The sequence below is a fragment of the Nocardioides sp. NPDC127514 genome (assembly GCF_040302125.1).
Lineage (GTDB): Bacteria > Actinomycetota > Actinomycetes > Propionibacteriales > Nocardioidaceae > Nocardioides.
The window spans coordinates 88,501-104,121 of the sequence record NZ_JBEORF010000013.1 but is presented as its reverse complement, the minus strand read 5'-3'; the positions used below and the strand labels follow the sequence as shown (position 1 = coordinate 104,121).

General features: G+C 69.2%; 16 protein-coding genes. 2 read left to right on the top strand and 14 right to left on the bottom strand.

The features are described from left to right. Positions 1-52: 52 nt before the first annotated feature. Together ABTX24_RS12365 and ABTX24_RS12360 are read right to left on the bottom strand one after the other, a co-directional pair. Entirely contained in the window at positions 53-1,291 is a 1,239-nt protein-coding gene (locus ABTX24_RS12365) for an RNA polymerase sigma factor (protein ID WP_350839925.1), read from the bottom strand. A 7-nt stretch (positions 1,292-1,298) separates the two neighbouring features. Beyond that, positions 1,299-1,673, bottom strand: coding sequence for a YciI family protein (locus ABTX24_RS12360; RefSeq protein WP_160025918.1), 375 nt, complete (start codon positions 1,671-1,673; stop codon positions 1,299-1,301). 150 nt (positions 1,674-1,823) lie between these two features. On the opposite strand from ABTX24_RS12360, the gene ABTX24_RS12355 reads away from it, so the two are divergent. Beyond that, positions 1,824-3,146 carry an MFS transporter gene (locus tag ABTX24_RS12355; protein ID WP_350839923.1) on the top strand — a complete coding sequence of 441 codons (1,323 nt, stop codon included), beginning with the start codon at positions 1,824-1,826 and terminating at the stop codon, positions 3,144-3,146. Here ABTX24_RS12355 and ABTX24_RS12350 read toward each other — a convergent pair. From ABTX24_RS12350 to ABTX24_RS12320, 7 genes are all read right to left on the bottom strand, one after another. Further along, positions 3,075-3,956: an alpha/beta fold hydrolase gene (locus ABTX24_RS12350; protein WP_350839921.1), complete on the bottom strand. Its 882-nt coding sequence runs from the start codon at positions 3,954-3,956 to the stop codon at positions 3,075-3,077. The two genes, ABTX24_RS12355 and ABTX24_RS12350, sit on opposite strands and share 72 nt — an antisense overlap. 184 nt (positions 3,957-4,140) lie before the next feature. After that, the gene (locus tag ABTX24_RS12345; protein WP_350839919.1) at positions 4,141-5,208 is read right to left on the bottom strand and encodes a glycosyltransferase family 2 protein; all 1,068 of its coding nucleotides are present in this window, start codon (positions 5,206-5,208) and stop codon (positions 4,141-4,143) included. A 56-nt stretch (positions 5,209-5,264) separates the two neighbouring features. Continuing rightward, entirely contained in the window at positions 5,265-6,623 is a 1,359-nt protein-coding gene (locus ABTX24_RS12340; RefSeq protein ID WP_350839917.1) for a metallophosphoesterase, read from the bottom strand. Positions 6,624-6,730: 107 nt separating this feature from the next. Further along, complete coding sequence (locus tag ABTX24_RS12335; protein ID WP_350839916.1) at positions 6,731-7,636, bottom strand: pseudouridine-5'-phosphate glycosidase; 906 nt, start codon at positions 7,634-7,636, stop codon at positions 6,731-6,733. Next, a complete protein-coding gene (locus ABTX24_RS12330; RefSeq protein WP_350839914.1) occupies positions 7,633-8,571 on the bottom strand; it encodes a carbohydrate kinase family protein in 939 nt (312 codons plus the stop codon). The genes ABTX24_RS12335 and ABTX24_RS12330 overlap by 4 nt, the downstream gene beginning before the upstream one ends. Before the next feature lie 94 nt (positions 8,572-8,665). After that, positions 8,666-9,934: an alpha-hydroxy-acid oxidizing protein gene (locus ABTX24_RS12325; protein ID WP_350839912.1), complete on the bottom strand. Its 1,269-nt coding sequence runs from the start codon at positions 9,932-9,934 to the stop codon at positions 8,666-8,668. Next, entirely contained in the window at positions 9,931-10,572 is a 642-nt protein-coding gene (locus ABTX24_RS12320; protein ID WP_160025925.1) for a TetR/AcrR family transcriptional regulator, read from the bottom strand. Before ABTX24_RS12320 ends, ABTX24_RS12325 begins: the two co-directional genes overlap by 4 nt. 72 nt (positions 10,573-10,644) lie before the next feature. Here ABTX24_RS12320 and ABTX24_RS12315 point away from each other — a divergent pair, with 72 nt between their 5' ends. Next, entirely contained in the window at positions 10,645-11,547 is a 903-nt protein-coding gene (locus ABTX24_RS12315; RefSeq protein ID WP_350717898.1) for a sterol desaturase family protein, read from the top strand. Here the strand turns inward: ABTX24_RS12315 and ABTX24_RS12310 are convergent. The 5 genes from ABTX24_RS12310 to serS are packed head-to-tail and all read right to left on the bottom strand — an operon-like array spanning position 11,510 to position 15,584. After that, positions 11,510-12,124 (bottom strand): hypothetical protein, encoded by a 615-nt coding sequence (locus ABTX24_RS12310; RefSeq protein WP_160025927.1) that lies wholly within the window; start codon positions 12,122-12,124, stop codon positions 11,510-11,512. The genes ABTX24_RS12315 and ABTX24_RS12310 overlap by 38 nt on opposite strands. After that, positions 12,121-12,921 carry an HAD family hydrolase gene (locus ABTX24_RS12305; RefSeq protein WP_350839910.1) on the bottom strand — a complete coding sequence of 267 codons (801 nt, stop codon included), beginning with the start codon at positions 12,919-12,921 and terminating at the stop codon, positions 12,121-12,123. The genes ABTX24_RS12310 and ABTX24_RS12305 overlap by 4 nt, the downstream gene beginning before the upstream one ends. Continuing rightward, positions 12,918-13,430, bottom strand: coding sequence for a GNAT family N-acetyltransferase (locus ABTX24_RS12300; RefSeq protein WP_160025929.1), 513 nt, complete (start codon positions 13,428-13,430; stop codon positions 12,918-12,920). The genes ABTX24_RS12305 and ABTX24_RS12300 overlap by 4 nt, the downstream gene beginning before the upstream one ends. 28 nt (positions 13,431-13,458) lie before the next feature. After that, positions 13,459-14,316, bottom strand: coding sequence for an HAD family hydrolase (locus ABTX24_RS12295; protein ID WP_160025930.1), 858 nt, complete (start codon positions 14,314-14,316; stop codon positions 13,459-13,461). Next, on the bottom strand, positions 14,313-15,584 hold the full coding sequence (gene serS / locus ABTX24_RS12290; protein WP_160025931.1) for a serine--tRNA ligase: 1,272 nt from the start codon (positions 15,582-15,584) through the stop codon (positions 14,313-14,315). Before serS ends, ABTX24_RS12295 begins: the two co-directional genes overlap by 4 nt. Between the last annotated feature and the right edge of the window lie 37 nt (positions 15,585-15,621).

The following is a 15,621-nucleotide window of genomic DNA, read 5'->3' as shown; positions in this document are numbered from 1 at the left end:
CTCCTGCTACGAACACACCTGCCTCGATCCGACAGCCCCGGACGAAATTTCGTCAAGAACGTCCGAGCTGGTCCCTGCGCCTGGTCAGCAGCGCGACCTCGGCGGCGTTCTCGGCGAGCTCGATGGCCTTGTCGTACGCCGCACGGGACTCGCCGCTGCGGCCGAGGCGGCGCAGCAGATCGGCTCGGGTGGCATGGAAGGCGTGGTAGCCGTCGAGGCCGAGCCGGTCGATCTCGGCCAGCGCGACCTCGGGGCCGTCCAGCTCGGCGACGGCGATCGCCCGGTTGAGGCGGACGATCGGCGAGGCGTCGACCCGGATCATCTGGTCGTAGAGCGCGACGATCTGGGACCAGTCGGTGTCGCGGGCGTCGCGCACCGAGGTGTGGACCGCGTTGATGGCGGCCAGGATCTGGTATCGCCCGGGCCGCGGGCCGCCGTTGGCGACGACCTCGAGCCGCTCACGCACCAGCGCATGGCCCTCGGCGATCAGCGCGAGATCCCACCAGCCGCGGTCCTGCTCATCGAGCCGGACCAGCTCGCCGGTCGCCGAGATCCGTGCCGTACGCCGCGCCTCGATCAGCAGCATCAGGGCCAGCAGGCCGGCTACCTCGCCGTCGTCGGGGAGCAGGGCGCGGACCAGCCGGGTCAGCCGGATGGCCTCGAGGGTCAGGTCGCCGCGGACGGGATTCTCGTGGTCGCCGGAGGAGAGGTAGCCCTCGTTGAAGACCAGGAAGAGGACGGCCAGGACGCCCGAGACGCGCTCGGGGAGGTCGGCAGCCTCGGGGACCCGGTAAGGGATGTGAGCGGCCTTGATCTTGGTCTTCGCGCGGGTGATCCGCTGGCCCATCGTGGTCTCCTGGACCAGGAAGGCGTTCGCGATCTCGGGCACGGTCAGGCCGCCGACCATACGCAGCGTCAGCGCGATCCGCGCCTCGGGCGCGAGCGCGGGGTGGCAGCAGGTGAACAGCAGCCGGAGCCGGTCATCCTCGATGGCGCCGAGAGGCTCGTGCGGGGTGTCATCGTGCATCGCGACGGCCTCCTTCTGCTTGTCGTCACGCTTGGACTCGCGGCGGATCCGGTCGATCGCGCGGCGGTTGGCGGTGGTGGTGAGCCAGGCGCCCGGGTTGGGGGGTACGCCATCGAGCGGCCAGCGCTCGACTGCGACCGTGAACGCCTCGGCCGCGGCCTCCTCGGCGATGTCGAGGTCGCCGAAGCGCTTGGCGAGGCTGGCGACCACCCGGGCCCATTCCCCCTGGTGGGCCCGGGTGATCGCCTCGTCGATATCCGTCAACAGCGGTTCACGCCTCGGGGCCGGTCTGCATCGGGCGCACCTCGACCTTGCCGAGGCAGGCCGCGGAAGCCTCGGCGGCGAGCTTGAGAGCGACATCGAGGTCGGGGACGTCGATGATCCAGAAGCCCGCCATGTACTCCTTGGCCTCTGCATAGGGGCCGTCGGTGATGACCGGCTTCTCGCCCTGACCGTCGACGACGGTCGCCGTCTTGGCGGCATCGAGGCCGTCGGCGAAGACGAAGTAGCCCTCCTGCTGGAGCTTGTCGTTGAACTTCCCGGTCGCCTCGAACGAGGCCATCATCTCCTCCTGCGAGGCGTAGCCGTAGTTCTCCTTCTCGTAGTCCGAGTCGGGACCCCAGACAGACATCAGGTACTTGGCCATGGTGCTCACTCCTTCGTGTCGGACGGCCTCGGTGACCGCCTCTCACCCTTGCTACGAACGTCTACACCCCGATCCGACACCTCTCATCGGAATTTCTCCAGGTAAATTCATTCCTTTAGCATTGGTAACCATGTCGACGACCGCACAGCGATGAGCATCACCGCCAAGCTCAAGGGCGCCGTGGCCGACACGCGCCCCCTCCACGAGCCGCACTTCCGGCGCCTGTGGATCGCCGGGATCATCACCATGATCGGCGCCCAGCTGACCGTCGTCGCGGTGCCGGCCCAGATCTACGCGGACACCGGCTCGTCGGCGTACGTCGGGCTGACGGGTGTCTTCGGACTGGTCCCGCTGATCGTCTTCGGCCTCTACGGCGGCGCGCTCGCGGACCATTTCGACCGGCGCACGATCCTGATGGTCTCGACCACCGGGCTGATCGGCACCAGCGCGCTCTTCTGGCTCCAGGCAGCAGCCGGCAACACCAACGTCTGGCTGCTGCTGTGCCTCTTCTCGGTCCAGCAGGCCTTCTTCGCGGTCAACCAGCCCACCCGGAACTCGCTGCTGCCCAAGATCCTCCCCGCGCACCTGCTCCCGGCCGCCAACTCGCTCAGCATGACGGTCTTCCAGGCCGGCGCGATCGCGGGACCGCTGGTCGCCGGCGTGATGCTGCCGTTCACCGGGTTCACCTGGCTGTACGCCATCGACACCGTCACCCTCTTCGCGACCCTCTACGCGGTCGTGCTGCTGCCGAGGATCCCGGTCGAGGGCGCCGGCTCGAAGGTTCCCGGGCTGCGTTCGGTGTGGGACGGGTTCGCCTACCTGCGGCATCAGCCGGTGCTGATGATGAGCTTCGTCGTCGACCTGATCGCGATGGTCTTCGCGATGCCGCGGGCGCTGTTCCCGCAGATCGCCCACGAGTCCTTCGGCGGTCCCTCGGAGGGCGGGATCGCGTTCGCGCTGCTCTTCGCGGCCATCCCGGCCGGCGCGGTGATCGGCGGGATCTTCTCCGGCTGGGTCTCACGGATCGAGGCGCAGGGCCGCGTCGTCATCTACTGCATCGGCGTGTGGGCCCTCGGGATCACCCTGTTCGGGCTCACCGTCGGGTTCGCGGATCTCGCCGTGGACGAGCGCACCACGATGCTGATGCTGGGGCTCGCCGTGTTCTTCATGATGGTCGCCGGCGCCGCCGACGTGGCCTCCGCGGCCATCCGGATGTCGATCCTGCAGTCGGCGGCCGACGACAACGTACGCGGCCGGCTTCAGGGGGTCTTCACGGTCGTCGTCGCGGGTGGCCCGCGGGTGGCCGACGTCCTGCACGGAGGTGCGGCGGCCGTGGCCGGCACCGCGATCGCGACCACCGGAGGTGGCCTGCTCAACCTGCTCGGGATCGCGCTGTGTGCGCTACTCGTCCCGAGCTTCCTCGCGTACCGGGTCAACCGGGCCGCGACCACCGAGCACGAACTCACGAAGTAGCCCGGCGAGCAGCTCGGGCTGGTCGATCGGCACCAGCGTGGAGGAGTCCTTGACGATCTCCAGACGCGCGTCGGGATAGTGAGCGGCCAGGCGCGGACCGTGCTCGGCGGGCATCATCGTGTCCTGATCGGCCCAGACTACGAGCACCGGCTTGGTGAACTTCTGCTGGCCGTCGGCCAGCTCGAGCAGCTTGTCACGACCAGGAGCGCCGCCGGCGAACTTGATGAAGTCGCGGCGGATCGCCCGGTCGGTCAGCGCCGGCGCGAACCAGCCGTGAACGAGGTCGTCGTAGAGGTGGTAGCTCTTGTCGACCGACATCCCGCCGTAGCCCCCGCGCGCCTGCCGGAAGCTCTCCATACGGAGCAGCTGCAGCGCGGCGGTGAACAGCGGCGGCACCTTCGAGAGAACCGCCAGCGGCCTGGCGGCCTTGGGCGGATAGTTGTCGAAGGCCTCGCACGCCACCAGCGCCATCCGCGCGATGCGGTCGGTGCGGTCGGCGTTGATGAGGAACTGGCCACCGCCCCAGTCGTTGAGGACCAGGGTGACGTCGTGGAGGTCGAGCGCGTCGAGGAAGTCGCCGAGGATGTTCGCCACACCCTGCTGGCTGAGGTCCGCGTCGGGCCGCATCGGCCGCCGGTGACCACCCAGCGGCAGCGTCGGCCGGATCACCCGGAAGCCACCCAGGTAGGGCAGCGCACGGCGCCACAGACGGCCGTCCATCGGCACTCCGTGGAGGAGTACGAGGACGGGGCCATCACCGCCGGTATCCTCGAAATCGATCGGACCGGCCGACAGCTCGACGCTGGGCATTCAGGGGGCTCCTCGAAGCAATGACGTAGGGGTCCCCACACCCTGCCCCCCGGGGAACACGCGTGCAACGGGAATCGCTCAATTGCCTACGCATCTGGGTATATCGCAGGTCTTAGGTCCCTGAGCCACTAGGGCCGTGTTATACACCCCAGGGCTTCTGTGGGGCCGCCGGGACCCCGAGCGGTCAGAGCCCGACGGGCAGGTCTTCCGCGGCGGCGAACGCCTCGATGCCCCTGGCCGGGCCGCGCTCGTCGATCGTCTCGATGAGGGCGGCGAGGTCGTCACGGCGGTCCTGCGAGACCAGCCAGGCCATCAGGCGCTGGCCACGCGGGACGGTGGTCTCCTCGAAGGGGACGCCGGCGTCGTACCAGAACTCGAGAACGGCGCCGCGCAGCAGCGACCAGTAGCGGTCGGGGTCCTCGGTCGTGGGGTTGACGGCCGCGCGGAAGTGCTCCCACATGTCGATCGGGAGGATCTCGGTGCGCAGTGTGCGCATCAGCTGCGCCGAGCCCGAGCCGGCCACGAGCTCGACGGTCTGGCGCTTGGTGGTGATCCGCTCGAGCAGGTTGGCGATCTGGGCGCGCTTCTGGGTCGCGGAGGACAGGTCGGAGCGGACCCGCCAGTCGTAGACGACCTCGCTGAGGATGTCGAAGCTCCTGGCGGCCAGGAATGCCTGGGTCAGGGCCACCTGGTCCTGATAGCGGGTGCGCTCCGGGAAGGTGATCTCGTTGTCGGTCCAGAAGGAGCGCCGGAAGACCTTGTTCCACACGAACACGTCCGCCAGCATCAGCGGGGCGTCCTCGATCCGGCACCTGAGGCGTGTCCGGGTGTGGTTGCGGCGCATCAGCGGGGTGACGTACCTCCGCTCCTCGCCGTTCACGAGGGTGACGCGCTCGGCCGAGCCGACGACGAAGTCGGAGCCCGTACGCCGCAGCGTCTTCACCATCGTGCTCCAGGCGTCGCGGGGCAGGATGTCGTCGGGGTCGACGAAGGTGAGCAGGTCACCGGTGGTGGCCTCGATCCCGGTGTGACGCGCGATCGAGACACCGGAGTTGGGCTGGGAGATCAGCGTGACCCGAGAGTCCTTCGCGGCGATGCCCTTGACGATCTCGGCCGACCCGTCGGTGGAGCCGTCGTCGACGACGATCACCTCGATGGCACAGACCTCACGCAACGGCTGGTGAAGGATGCTGTCGAGGCTGTCGGCGACGTAGTCGGCCACGTTGTAGACAGGCACGACGACGCTGAGCAACCTCGGCTTCCTCCTTCTGATTCCCCCCACGCGCATCAACTCTAATTGGGTGCGCATCAGCGCGCCCTAGCGATGGTGAGCGTGTCGACCTCGGAGCCGTCGGTGGCGATGACTTCGAGGTCCAGCCTCGCCGTCCCGTGGGCGTCGCGCGGGTGGGCATCGAAGAACGCGACCGAGTGGGTCGCGTCGCCGACGGCGCGGTAGGTCGTGGGCTCGGGGATCTTCAGGCCGTTCTTGTCCGTGTAGTAGGAGAGCACCGGGAGGACGTCGGGATAGGTCGAGCCGCCACCGCCGCCGGCGGTGATGTAGATGGTCCCCTCGTTGGTGCTGACCGTGGAGCCGCGCGGCGCCTCCCGGACCGGCTTGCCGTCACGCATCAGGTGGGTGCGCTCGTAGCAGTGGTTGTGGCCGTTGATCACGACGTCGACCTGGTAGCGGTCGAAGAGCGCCTCCCAGCGGTCGCGGATGCCGCCGTCCGAGGCGTGCGCGATGTTGGTGCAGTACGCGCACTGGTGGAAGCCGACCAGGATGAAGTCGATGTCGTTGCGGGCCCGGAACGTGGCCAGCCGCTCCTCGAGCCAGCTGTCCAGCGTCTCGCCGAGGTAGCCCGCGTTCCGCGTGTACTCGTACGTCGCGTCGTTGCCGTCGAGGGCGATGAAGGCGACGTTGTCGCGGACGAAGGAGTAGGTCTCCTGTCCGCCGCCGGCGCCGTTGCCGGGGTGACGGAAGCGAGCGCGGTGGCCGTCGTAGCCGAGCTCGCCGTTGCCGTTCTCCATCTCGTGGTTGCCGACGACGGTCATCCACGGGATGGCGTTGGCGCTGGGCTGGATCTGGGTCAGGAACTCGTCCCAGACGCCGAAGTCCTGCTGCAGCTCCCCGCTCTTGCCCTGGCCGCCGGTGTCCGCATAGGCGATGTCACCGACGACGAACGCGAACTCGGCGCGCTGCTGACGGATCAGGCTCACGTTGCGCGCTGCGTCCTCGGCGACGCCCATGTCGCCGAAGGCGGCGAAGCGGAAGGACCCCGTGGTCTTCGGGGCGGTGGTGAACGAGCCCCTGGTCGCGGTGCCCCCGTCGTGGCTGAGCCGGTAGTAGTAGCGCGTGCCCGGTCGCAGGTCGCTGAGGTCGACGTGGTGGTAGACGCTGTCGACCCGGATCGAGGAGAGCGACTCGGGTCGGAGGGTGAGTCCGTAGTCGGGCGTCACGCCCAGATCGAGGCGCGGCGCCTGCACCGACCCGGCGGTCGACCAGGAGACGTTCATCTGCTTGACCGGGTCGGCACCGTACGACAGATGTACGCCGGTGGCCGGAGCGGCCGACCTGGCCGCCTGCGTCCACAGCATCGGGCCGGCGACGACACCGGCTCCACCGATCAGGCCGGCCTTGAGGACGGTGCGCCTGGAAGGGGCCGTCATCGTCGGGCCAATGTGGGGGCTATCGGTCACGGGAGGATCAACGCATAGGTAGGCGAGACGTTAGGCCACGTGCGGTGTCGCCGGGGTGAACGAGTGGTGATCGTTCGTCATGCGGCGCCGTACGATGCGGCCATTTGCGCACCGAAGGCTGCGTTGTCGCGCACCAGCGCGATGTTGGTCGCCAGCGAGTCGCCGCCGGTGAGCTCGACGATCCTGGCGAGCAGGAACGGGGTGATCTCCTTGCCTCGGATGCCGCGGGCCTCGGCGTCGGCGAGGGCGTGGTCGATGTGTTGCCCGATCACCTCGGCGGGGATCTCGTCGGCGGCCGGGACCGGGTTGGCGACCACCAGACCGCTGGGGAGGCCGAGCTCCCAGGTCGACTTCATGACCGCGGCAGCCTCGCCGGGTCCGTCGATGCGCAGCGGCGCCGCGAACCCGGAGCTGCGGGAGTAGAAGGCCGGGAACTCGTCGCTCCCGTTGACCAGGACCGGCACGCCGTACGTCTCCAGGGTCTCCAGGGTCAGCCCGATGTCGAGGATCGACTTCACCCCGGCGCTCACCACCGCGACCTGGGTGCGGGCGAGCTCGGTCAGGTCGGCGGAGATGTCGAAGGAGGTCGCCGCGCCCCGGTGCACGCCTCCGAGCCCACCGGTCACGAACGTCCTGATCCCGACCATGGCCGCCAGGCGCATGGTGGCCGCGACCGTGGTCGCGCCGTGGAGACGGCGGGCGACGACGTAGGGAAGGTCGCGGACGCTGACTTTGGTGACGTCCGGGTCGGAGGCGAGGAGCTCGAGGTCGTCGGGCGACAGGCCGGCACGAGGGATGCCGTCGAGCAGCGCGATCGTGGCCGGGACGGCGCCGTTGTCGCGCACGATCTGCTCGACCTCGGTGGCCATCTTGACGTTGTCGGGATAGGGCATCCCGTGGCTGATGATCGTCGACTCCAGCGCGACGACCGGGCGGCCCTCGGCGAGCGCGACCCCGACCTCTTCGGTGAGCCGGACCTTCACGCCAGCTCCCGGACGAGGCTCTCGCTGAGGTCCATCCGGACGGTGTCGTGGGTGCCGCAGGTCAGCGCTGCCGCGGCGTGCCCGAACCGGGCCGCCGCGACCAGGTCGACGTCTCGGAGGAGCTCGTGGGTGAACGCGGCGAGCATCGCGTCGCCCGCGCCGGTGACGTCGACGACGTCGGCCGGCACGGCGGGAAGCTCCTGGTAGATGTCGCCGTAGCTGATCACCGAACCGCGGGCGCCGAGGCGCACCCAGACGACGCCGACACCGCGGTCGTGCAGCGAGTGGACGGCCTTCTCGATCTCCGCGTCGGTGCCGGCGGGCAGGTCGGTCAGAGCGGCCAGCTCGGCCTGGTTGGGCGTGACCAGATAGAGCTCGCGGTCGGCCCGGATCAGCTCGCGCGCCCGCCTCGCCTTCGGCACCGACACCGGGTCGAACACGACGGGCACGTCGAACTCACGGGCCAGGTCGATCGCCACGTCAGCAGTGCGGACCGGGATGTTGCCCTCGACGAGCACACCGCGAGCGTTCTTGATCAGGTCCCGGGCCGCCTCCACGACCAGCGGGGAGAACTCGTCGGTCGCGGCCATGTCGGCCACCGCGACCACCAGCTCACCGGAGGAGTCGAGCACGGCGTTGTAGGTGCCGGTGCGTACGTCTGCCCGGCGGCGGACGTAGGTGCAGTCGACGCCGACGTCCTCGGTGTAGCTGATCACCTCGTCGCCGATCGGGTCGTCGCCGACGACCGAGACCAACGCGACCGAGTCACCCAGCCGGGCGAGGTTCTCCGCGACGTTGCGACCCACCCCACCTGGCGAGAGGCCGGCCGATCCGGACATGCTCGAACCCATCACCACCTGCTCGTGCGCCCGAGCGTGGAGATCCATGTTGGAGCCGCCGATCACGACGATGTCTGGCGGAGATTGCGGGTTCATCACTTGAATCGTAAGTGGGGTGCACAGATCGCGCCCCCTCATAAAGTATGAACTTGGCGCGGCCCAGGCGTGTCCCTGCTCTCACCCGCTGCACTCAGCCGAGGAGCTCGCGGCCGATCTCGTCGACCGAGCGGCAGCCGACGAGGCCGAGGGAGAGGTCGAGCTCGGCGATCATGTGCTCGATGACGGCCTGGACACCGGCGGCGCCGGCAAGGGCGAGGCCGTAGACGTAGGGGCGGCCGAGAAGGACCGCGTCGGCACCCAGGGCGAGCGCCTTGAGGATGTCGGCGCCGGAGCGGATGCCGGAGTCGAAGAGGACCGGGATCCGGCCGTCGACCTCGTCGACGATGCTCGGCAGGGCGTCGATGGAGGCGATGGCACCGTCGACCTGGCGGCCGCCGTGGTTGGAGACGATGATCCCGTCGACGCCGTGCTCGAGGGCGCGGCGGGCGTCCTCGGGCGCCTGGAGCCCCTTCAGCACGATCGGCAGATCGGTCATCTCCCGGAGTCGGTCGAGGTCGTCCCAGATCAGGTCGGAGCGGGAGAAGACGTCGAGGAAGGTCTCGACCGCGGCTCGGGCATGACCGGAGCGGAGGTTGTCGACGAGCTTGCCGGGATGGTGCTGGGCCATCGAGGCGACCGCGGTGAGGGCCGAGGGGATCTCCCGGAGCCCAGGTCGCACGCTCGTTCCGCTCCCGTCCGCGAGCCGGGCCGCGACGAGGGCGCGGAAGGCCGGGTCGGAGGTGTACTGAGCGATGCCCAGCCCCCGGGCGAAGGGCAGATAGCCCAGGTCGAGATCACGCGTACGCCACCCGAGCATGTGGGTGTCGAGGGTGACGACCAGCGCGTCGGAGCCGATGGCCTCGGCGCGGCGTACGAAGGACTCGACGATCGTCTCGTCCTTCGACCAGTAGAGCTGGTAGAGCCGTGGCGTGTCGCCCAGGTCCTGGGCGACCTCCTCCATCGGGACGGACGCCTGGGTGGAGATCACCATCGGGATGCCCGTCGCGCGGGCCGCCGCGGCGACCTCGTGCTCGGCGCGGGAATGGGCGAGCTCGAGCACGCCGACCGGGCCGAGCATCAGCGGCGCCGGCATGTCCACACCGAACAGCGTGGTGCGCAGGTCGCGGCTCTCGACGTTGGTGAGCATGCGCGGCACCAGCCGGAAGTGGTCGAAGGCGGCGGTGTTGGCGGCGACGGTGCGCTGCTGGCCGGCTCCGCCGTCGACGTACGCCCAGGCCTCCTTGCTCATCGCCCGCTGGGCAGCCTCGGCGAGCACCGAGGGCTCGGTCGGCACGACGGGGCGGTGGCCGAACAGGCCCTTGCGGAAGATGCCCGACTGGAGGTCTCTACCGATACTCACGCGCGTAGGCTACTGGGTTCCGCTGCGGGCAGCGCGGCGCCGGAGATCGCGATGATCAGCCGATGGCATCGCTCCGTCATCTGAGTGGGCGTCACCCCTGGATGGTCGAGCCACCAGGTGATCAGCGCATCGACCGCACTCATCCAGACCGCGGTCAGCGCCGAGGCGTCGAGAGGATCGTCGTCACCGACGAGCCGCATCAGCTCGCCGACGCCCTCGACGGCGAGACGGGTGATCCGGTCGGTGTAGACGGCGCGGGCGGCAGCCACCTCGCCGTCGTCGGGCGCCGTCGGGTCGAAGAGGAGCCGCCACAGCCACGGCTGCGGCTCGAGCGTCCGGAAGAGCCCGTCGAGGGTGCGCAGACCACGCTCGACGCCGACCGAGTCGTCGGCGGCGACCCGCTCCATCTCGGCGGCGAGCGTCTCGGCGCCGTAGTTGAAGCTGGCCAGGAAGAGGCCCTCCTTGGAGCCGAAGTACTGGTAGACCAGCGGTTTCGAGATGCCGGCGTCGGCGGCGATCGCCGCGACCGACGCCTTGGCGAACCCGACGGTGCCGAAGGCCTGGCAGGCGGCTCGCAGGATCTGCAGCTCGCGGTCGGCGCGCGGGACGCCCTTGGTTCCAGCGTTGGCCCGTGACATGACCAAGAGTCTAGCGGTGGCATATGACCTTGAGGTAACTTACTCCAAGGTCATATCCCTGGGAGGTCCCCCATGAACGACATGCTCGACCCGTTGAAGAACCCCTTGACGTACGCGATCCCGTTCTTCGTGATCTCGATCCTCATCGAGCTGGCGGCGCTGAAATGGCTCGACCACGACGACAACCTGGCCGGCTACGTCTTCAAGGACGCGCGCACCTCGATCCTGATGGGCCTCGGCTCGATCGTGTCGATGACCGTGTTCAAGGTCCTGACCTTCGCGGTCTACGCGGCGATCTTCGCCTACGCGTCGCTGTGGCAGATCCCGGAGACGTGGTGGGGCCTGGCGATCTCGGTCGTGGTCGTCGATCTCGCCTACTACTGGAACCACCGGTTCGTGCACCGGACCCGAGTCGGCTGGGCGGCCCACCAGGCGCACCACTCCAGCGAGTACATGACGTTCGCGACCGCGCTGCGACAGAAGTGGAACCCGTGGTTCGAGTTCTTCTTCTTCCTGCCGCTGCCGTTCCTCGGCATCTCACCGGCGGCGATCTACATCGCCTTCTCGATCAACCTGATCTACCAGTTCTTCGTGCACACCGAGACGATCGGCAGGCTCTGGCGCCCGATCGAGCTCGTCTTCAACACCCCGAGCCATCACCGTGTCCACCACGGCTCCGACCCGGAGTACCTGGACAAGAACTACGCCGGCATCCTGATCGTCTGGGACCGCCTCTTCGGCACCTTCCAGCCCGAGCGGCAGCGCCCGACGTACGGCCTGACGTACAAGGTCGACACCTACAACCTGCTCCGGCTGGAGTACGGCGCCTTCCGTGAGCTCTGGAACGACGTACGCACCGCCGACGGCTGGCGGCTCAAGCTGAGCTACGCCTTCCGGCCGCCGGGGTGGGCGCCGGAGGCTGAGCCCACGAGCCCGGCTACGCGGCCTTCCGCCGTCCGAGAATCATCACGATGATCAGGCCGAGCAGGCCGACGACGACGAGTACGACGCCCGGGGCGGCGACCTCGACGAGCTTCTGGCCCTCGGGAGACGCGGGCTCGCTGAAGCTCACCTGCTGAGGCTCGGGGGCGATCACCTCGGGGAACTCCTTGGCGATCTCGGCCTGGAGCTTGTCGGTGTACTCCTCGACGCGCGGGGCGCTGCCGGCGGCGAGGATGGTGTCGCCCTTCTTCTGCGCGAAGAAGTAGTAGTCCTCGTTGGCGGTCAGCGACTTCTTCTGGCACACGCCGGGGTTGAGCGCGACCTCGAGGCTGCTGCCGCTGGTGACGCCCTTGAGCGCCTTGACGACGGTCACCGGGTAGACCACCGGGCCGCCCTTCTTGGTGGCCTTGCCGGGGCCGGTCACCCGTGCGTGGAAGACCAGCGGCTCCTTGACCGCGTCGCTGAGCTCGAAGGCCGGGCACTTCGCGGGAGCCGTGACCGGGGCTGCCGAGGCGGGTGCGGGGCTCGTCATGACCACCGCTGTCACCGCGAGAGCGAGGGCAGCGAGGAACTGGGGGACGCGGCGCATGGCGAAGATCAAACCAGTCACAGGCCGAAGACTCCAGCCAGGACCCGCGCGACACCGTCATCTTCGTGTCCGGGGGCCAGGTGCGACGCGCACGCGACCACGCTCTGATGGGCGTCTGCCATGGCGTACGAGGTGCCGGCCCAGGTCAGCATCGGCAGGTCGTTGGGCATGTCACCGAAGGCGATCACGTCTGCGGCGGAGATGCCGAGCTCGGTGCAGACCAGCTCCAGCGTGGAGGCCTTGGTGACCCCGGGAGCACTGATCTCGAGCAGCGGGAACGACGAGTGGGTGACGTTGACGCGATCGCCGACGACGGCGGCCGCTGCATCGAGCAGCTCGTCGGCGTCGTCGTGGTCGTCACGGCGGGCGAGCAGCTTGATCAGCGGCTCGTCGGCGAGCTCCTCGATCGACGCGACGCGCCTGGCGGGGCGGAGGGCGTCGGCGGTGTGGGTCGCGAACGCGGGCTCGCACGACCACCCCTCGAGCGACTCGGTCGCGAAGACCAGTCCGGGCACGCTCTCCTTCAGCGCGGCCGCCACCTCGGCGGTCAGGGCCGGCTCGATCAGCCGGGTCAGCCGGGGCTGGTCGGCGGCAACGTCCCAGACCAGGGCTCCGTTGGAGACGATCGCCAGCCCGACGCTGCCGATGTGCTCGAAGAGCTCCCGGGTCCAGCGCAGCGGCCGTCCGGTCACGAAGATGACCGGCACGCCGATCTCCTCGAGCTTCACGAGCACGCCACGAGTGAAGTCCGAGACCGAACCGTCCGCTCTGACCAGGGTGCCGTCGAGGTCGGTGGCGACGAGCTTCGGCGTCCTCATTCTTCCATTCTGCCACCGGGGACCGGCCTGGCCATCACCAGATGCCCGTCCTCGTCGGCGCCACGCAGCTCGGTGAACCCGCACTTGGCGAGCACTCGGAGGCTGGCCGCGTTGGTGGGCTCGACAGCGGCCCGGACGCGTACGCCCTCCTCGTCGGCGCACGCCAGCAGACCCTTGAGCGCCTCGGTCGCGAAACCCCACCCGCGTGCCTCTTCGATCAGGCCGTAGCCGACCTCGGTCTCCGGGGTGCCGTCAGGAGCGGCTTCGGGCGGCCCGAAGAAGCCGATCGAGCCGAGCACGGTGCCGTTGCGCATGATGTAGCGGGAGCTCCATCGGTCGCCCTCGACCCACATCGTCGCCGCGTCGCGGTCGTCCTCGCGCGGGAACTGCGGGTGCCAGCTCTGCGGACGCCCGATCCCGCCGTCGGGATCGCGGATCGCCTCGACATCGGCGCGGGTCCACAACGGCAGCGTCAGCCGCTCGGTCATGATGGTGGTGGGAAGAGTCACGAGCGCAAAGACTCCCAGAACAGCACTCTCAGAACCAGCGGGAGAGTTCCAGCGCCGCGCCGTCGTCGGCGACGTGGGCGGTGACGGCGTCGGCCACCTCCTGGACCTCGTCGGGGGCGTTGCCCATGGCTACGCCGCGACCGGCCCACTCGAGCATCTCGACGTCGTTGCGGCCGTCGCCGATGGCGAGTACGTCGGCCGGCTCGAGGTCGAGCTCGTCGCAGACGTAGGAGAGGCCCGATGCCTTGGAGACGCCGACCGGGGTGAGGTCGAGCCAGGCGGTGTAGCCGACCACGTAGTCGATGCCGTGCAGACCGAGCTCACGGCCGAGGGCGAGGAAGTCCTCCGGGGTCGCGTCCGGGTCGCGGATGATCACCCGGGAGACCGGCTCGGCGACCATCTCGTCGATCGGAGCGATCAGATGAGCACCGTCGAGCTCACCCTCGGGGAACGGTCGGTTGAACCGGTAGCCCAGACCGCGGTTCTCGACCGCGACCAGCACGTTCGGCCGCCGTTCCATGATCTTCTCCACCGCCGCGCGGGCGTCGAAGGTCTCTTCGTGCACCACGTCGACCGGCGGGTAGCGGAGCACCACCGCGCCGTTGGAGGCGACGATCCACAACCGCTCCGCGCCCTCGTCCGGGAGCCCGAGCAGGTCGGCGATCCCGGTCATCGAATGGGCCGAACGACCGGAGGAGAGCACCACGTGGGCGCCGGAGTCGTAGGCCCGGCGGACCGCGTCGCGCACCTTGTCCGAGAGAGCCTCGGAGGTCGTGCCCGTGCCCTCGATCCAGCGCAGCAGGGTGCCGTCGATGTCGAGCGCGACGAGCTTCGGCTGCCAGGCGGCCTCACCGGGCCGGGCGGTGCTGCTCTCGGTCGTGCTCACTTCTGGATCGGCTCCAGAACCTCGCGACCGAGCCACTTCTGCAGAGCTTTCGGCACCCGCACCGAGCCGTCGGCCTGCTGATGGGTCTCCAGCACGGCGACGATGGCGCGGGTGATCGCGGTCAGCGTGCCGTTGAGAGTCGCGACCGGGGTGGTGCCGTTCTCCGTGCGCGCCCGGATGTCGAGGCGACGTGCCTGGAAGGTGGTGCAGTTGGACGCCGAGGTTAGCTCGCGGTACTTCCCCTGGGTGGGGATCCACGCCTCGCAGTCGAACTTCCGCAGCGCGCTCGGACCGAGGTCGCCCGCGGCCACGTCGATGACCTGGTAGGCGAGCTCGAGCTTGTCCAGGAAGGCCTTCTCCCACTCGAGGAGACGCTGGTGCTCGGCGTACGACTCCTCGACAGTGGTGTAGACGAACATCTCCACCTTCTCGAACTGGTGGACCCGGATGATGCCCTTGGTGTCCTTGCCCGCCGAGCCGGCCTCCTTGCGGAAGCACGACGAGAAGGCGGCGTAGCGCCGCGGGAGGGTGTCGGGGTCGAGGATCTCGTCGGAGTGGTACGCCGCCATCGGCACCTCCGAGGTGCCGACCAGGTAGAGGTCGTCGTCCTCGATCTTGTAGACGCCGTCGTCGACCTGGTCGAGGAAGCCGGTGCCCTCCATCGCCTCCGGGCGCACCAGCGCAGGTGCGATGACCTGGGTGAAACCGGCCTCACGGGCCTGCTCCATCGCCAGGTTGATCAGCGCGAACTCGAGCTCGGCGCCGACCCCGGTCAGGAAGTAGAAGCGGCTGCCCGAGACCTTGGCGCCGCGCTCGAGGTCGATCGCGCCGAGCATCTTGCCGAGCTCGACGTGGTCGCGCGGCTCGAAGCCCTCGGCCGCGAAGTCGCGCGGCTTGCCGACCTTCTCGATCAGGACGAAGTCGTCCTCACCGCCGGCGGGGGCGTCGTCGGCGAGGTTGGGGATGGCCTTGAGAGCCTTCTTCCACTCCTCCTCGGCCTCCGCCTGGGCCGCGTCGGCCGCCTTGACGGCGGCTGCGAGGTCCTTCACCTCGGCGAGCAGCTGCTGCTTCTCCTCACCCTTGGCCTGAGCGACCTTCTTGCCCATCTGCTTCTGCTCGGCCCGCTTGGCCTCGAAGTCCGCGATCGCCGCGCGCCGGGCGCTGTCCGCGGACAGCGCCCGGTCCACCACGTCAGAGGACGCGCCACGGCGCTCCTGCGAGGCACGTACGCGGTCGGGGTCTTCGCGGAGGATGCGCGGGTCGATCATGCGGCAAGGCTAGTCGACCGGACCACCAGATCTCACT

Excerpts from the sequence above, each read along its gene's own strand:
- ABTX24_RS12360 (WP_160025918.1), bottom strand. The coding sequence starts at position 1,673 with ATGGCCAAGTACCTGATGTCTGTCTGGGGTCCCGACTCGGACTACGAG.
- ABTX24_RS12355 (WP_350839923.1), top strand. The coding sequence starts at position 1,824 with ATGAGCATCACCGCCAAGCTCAAGGGCGCCGTGGCCGACACGCGCCCC.
- ABTX24_RS12350 (WP_350839921.1), bottom strand. The coding sequence starts at position 3,956 with ATGCCCAGCGTCGAGCTGTCGGCCGGTCCGATCGATTTCGAGGATACC.
- ABTX24_RS12340 (WP_350839917.1), bottom strand. The coding sequence starts at position 6,623 with ATGACGGCCCCTTCCAGGCGCACCGTCCTCAAGGCCGGCCTGATCGGT.
- ABTX24_RS12330 (WP_350839914.1), bottom strand. The coding sequence starts at position 8,571 with ATGAACCCGCAATCTCCGCCAGACATCGTCGTGATCGGCGGCTCCAAC.
- ABTX24_RS12320 (WP_160025925.1), bottom strand. The coding sequence starts at position 10,572 with ATGTCACGGGCCAACGCTGGAACCAAGGGCGTCCCGCGCGCCGACCGC.
- ABTX24_RS12315 (WP_350717898.1), top strand. The coding sequence starts at position 10,645 with ATGAACGACATGCTCGACCCGTTGAAGAACCCCTTGACGTACGCGATC.
- ABTX24_RS12305 (WP_350839910.1), bottom strand. The coding sequence starts at position 12,921 with ATGAGGACGCCGAAGCTCGTCGCCACCGACCTCGACGGCACCCTGGTC.
- serS (WP_160025931.1), bottom strand. The coding sequence starts at position 15,584 with ATGATCGACCCGCGCATCCTCCGCGAAGACCCCGACCGCGTACGTGCC.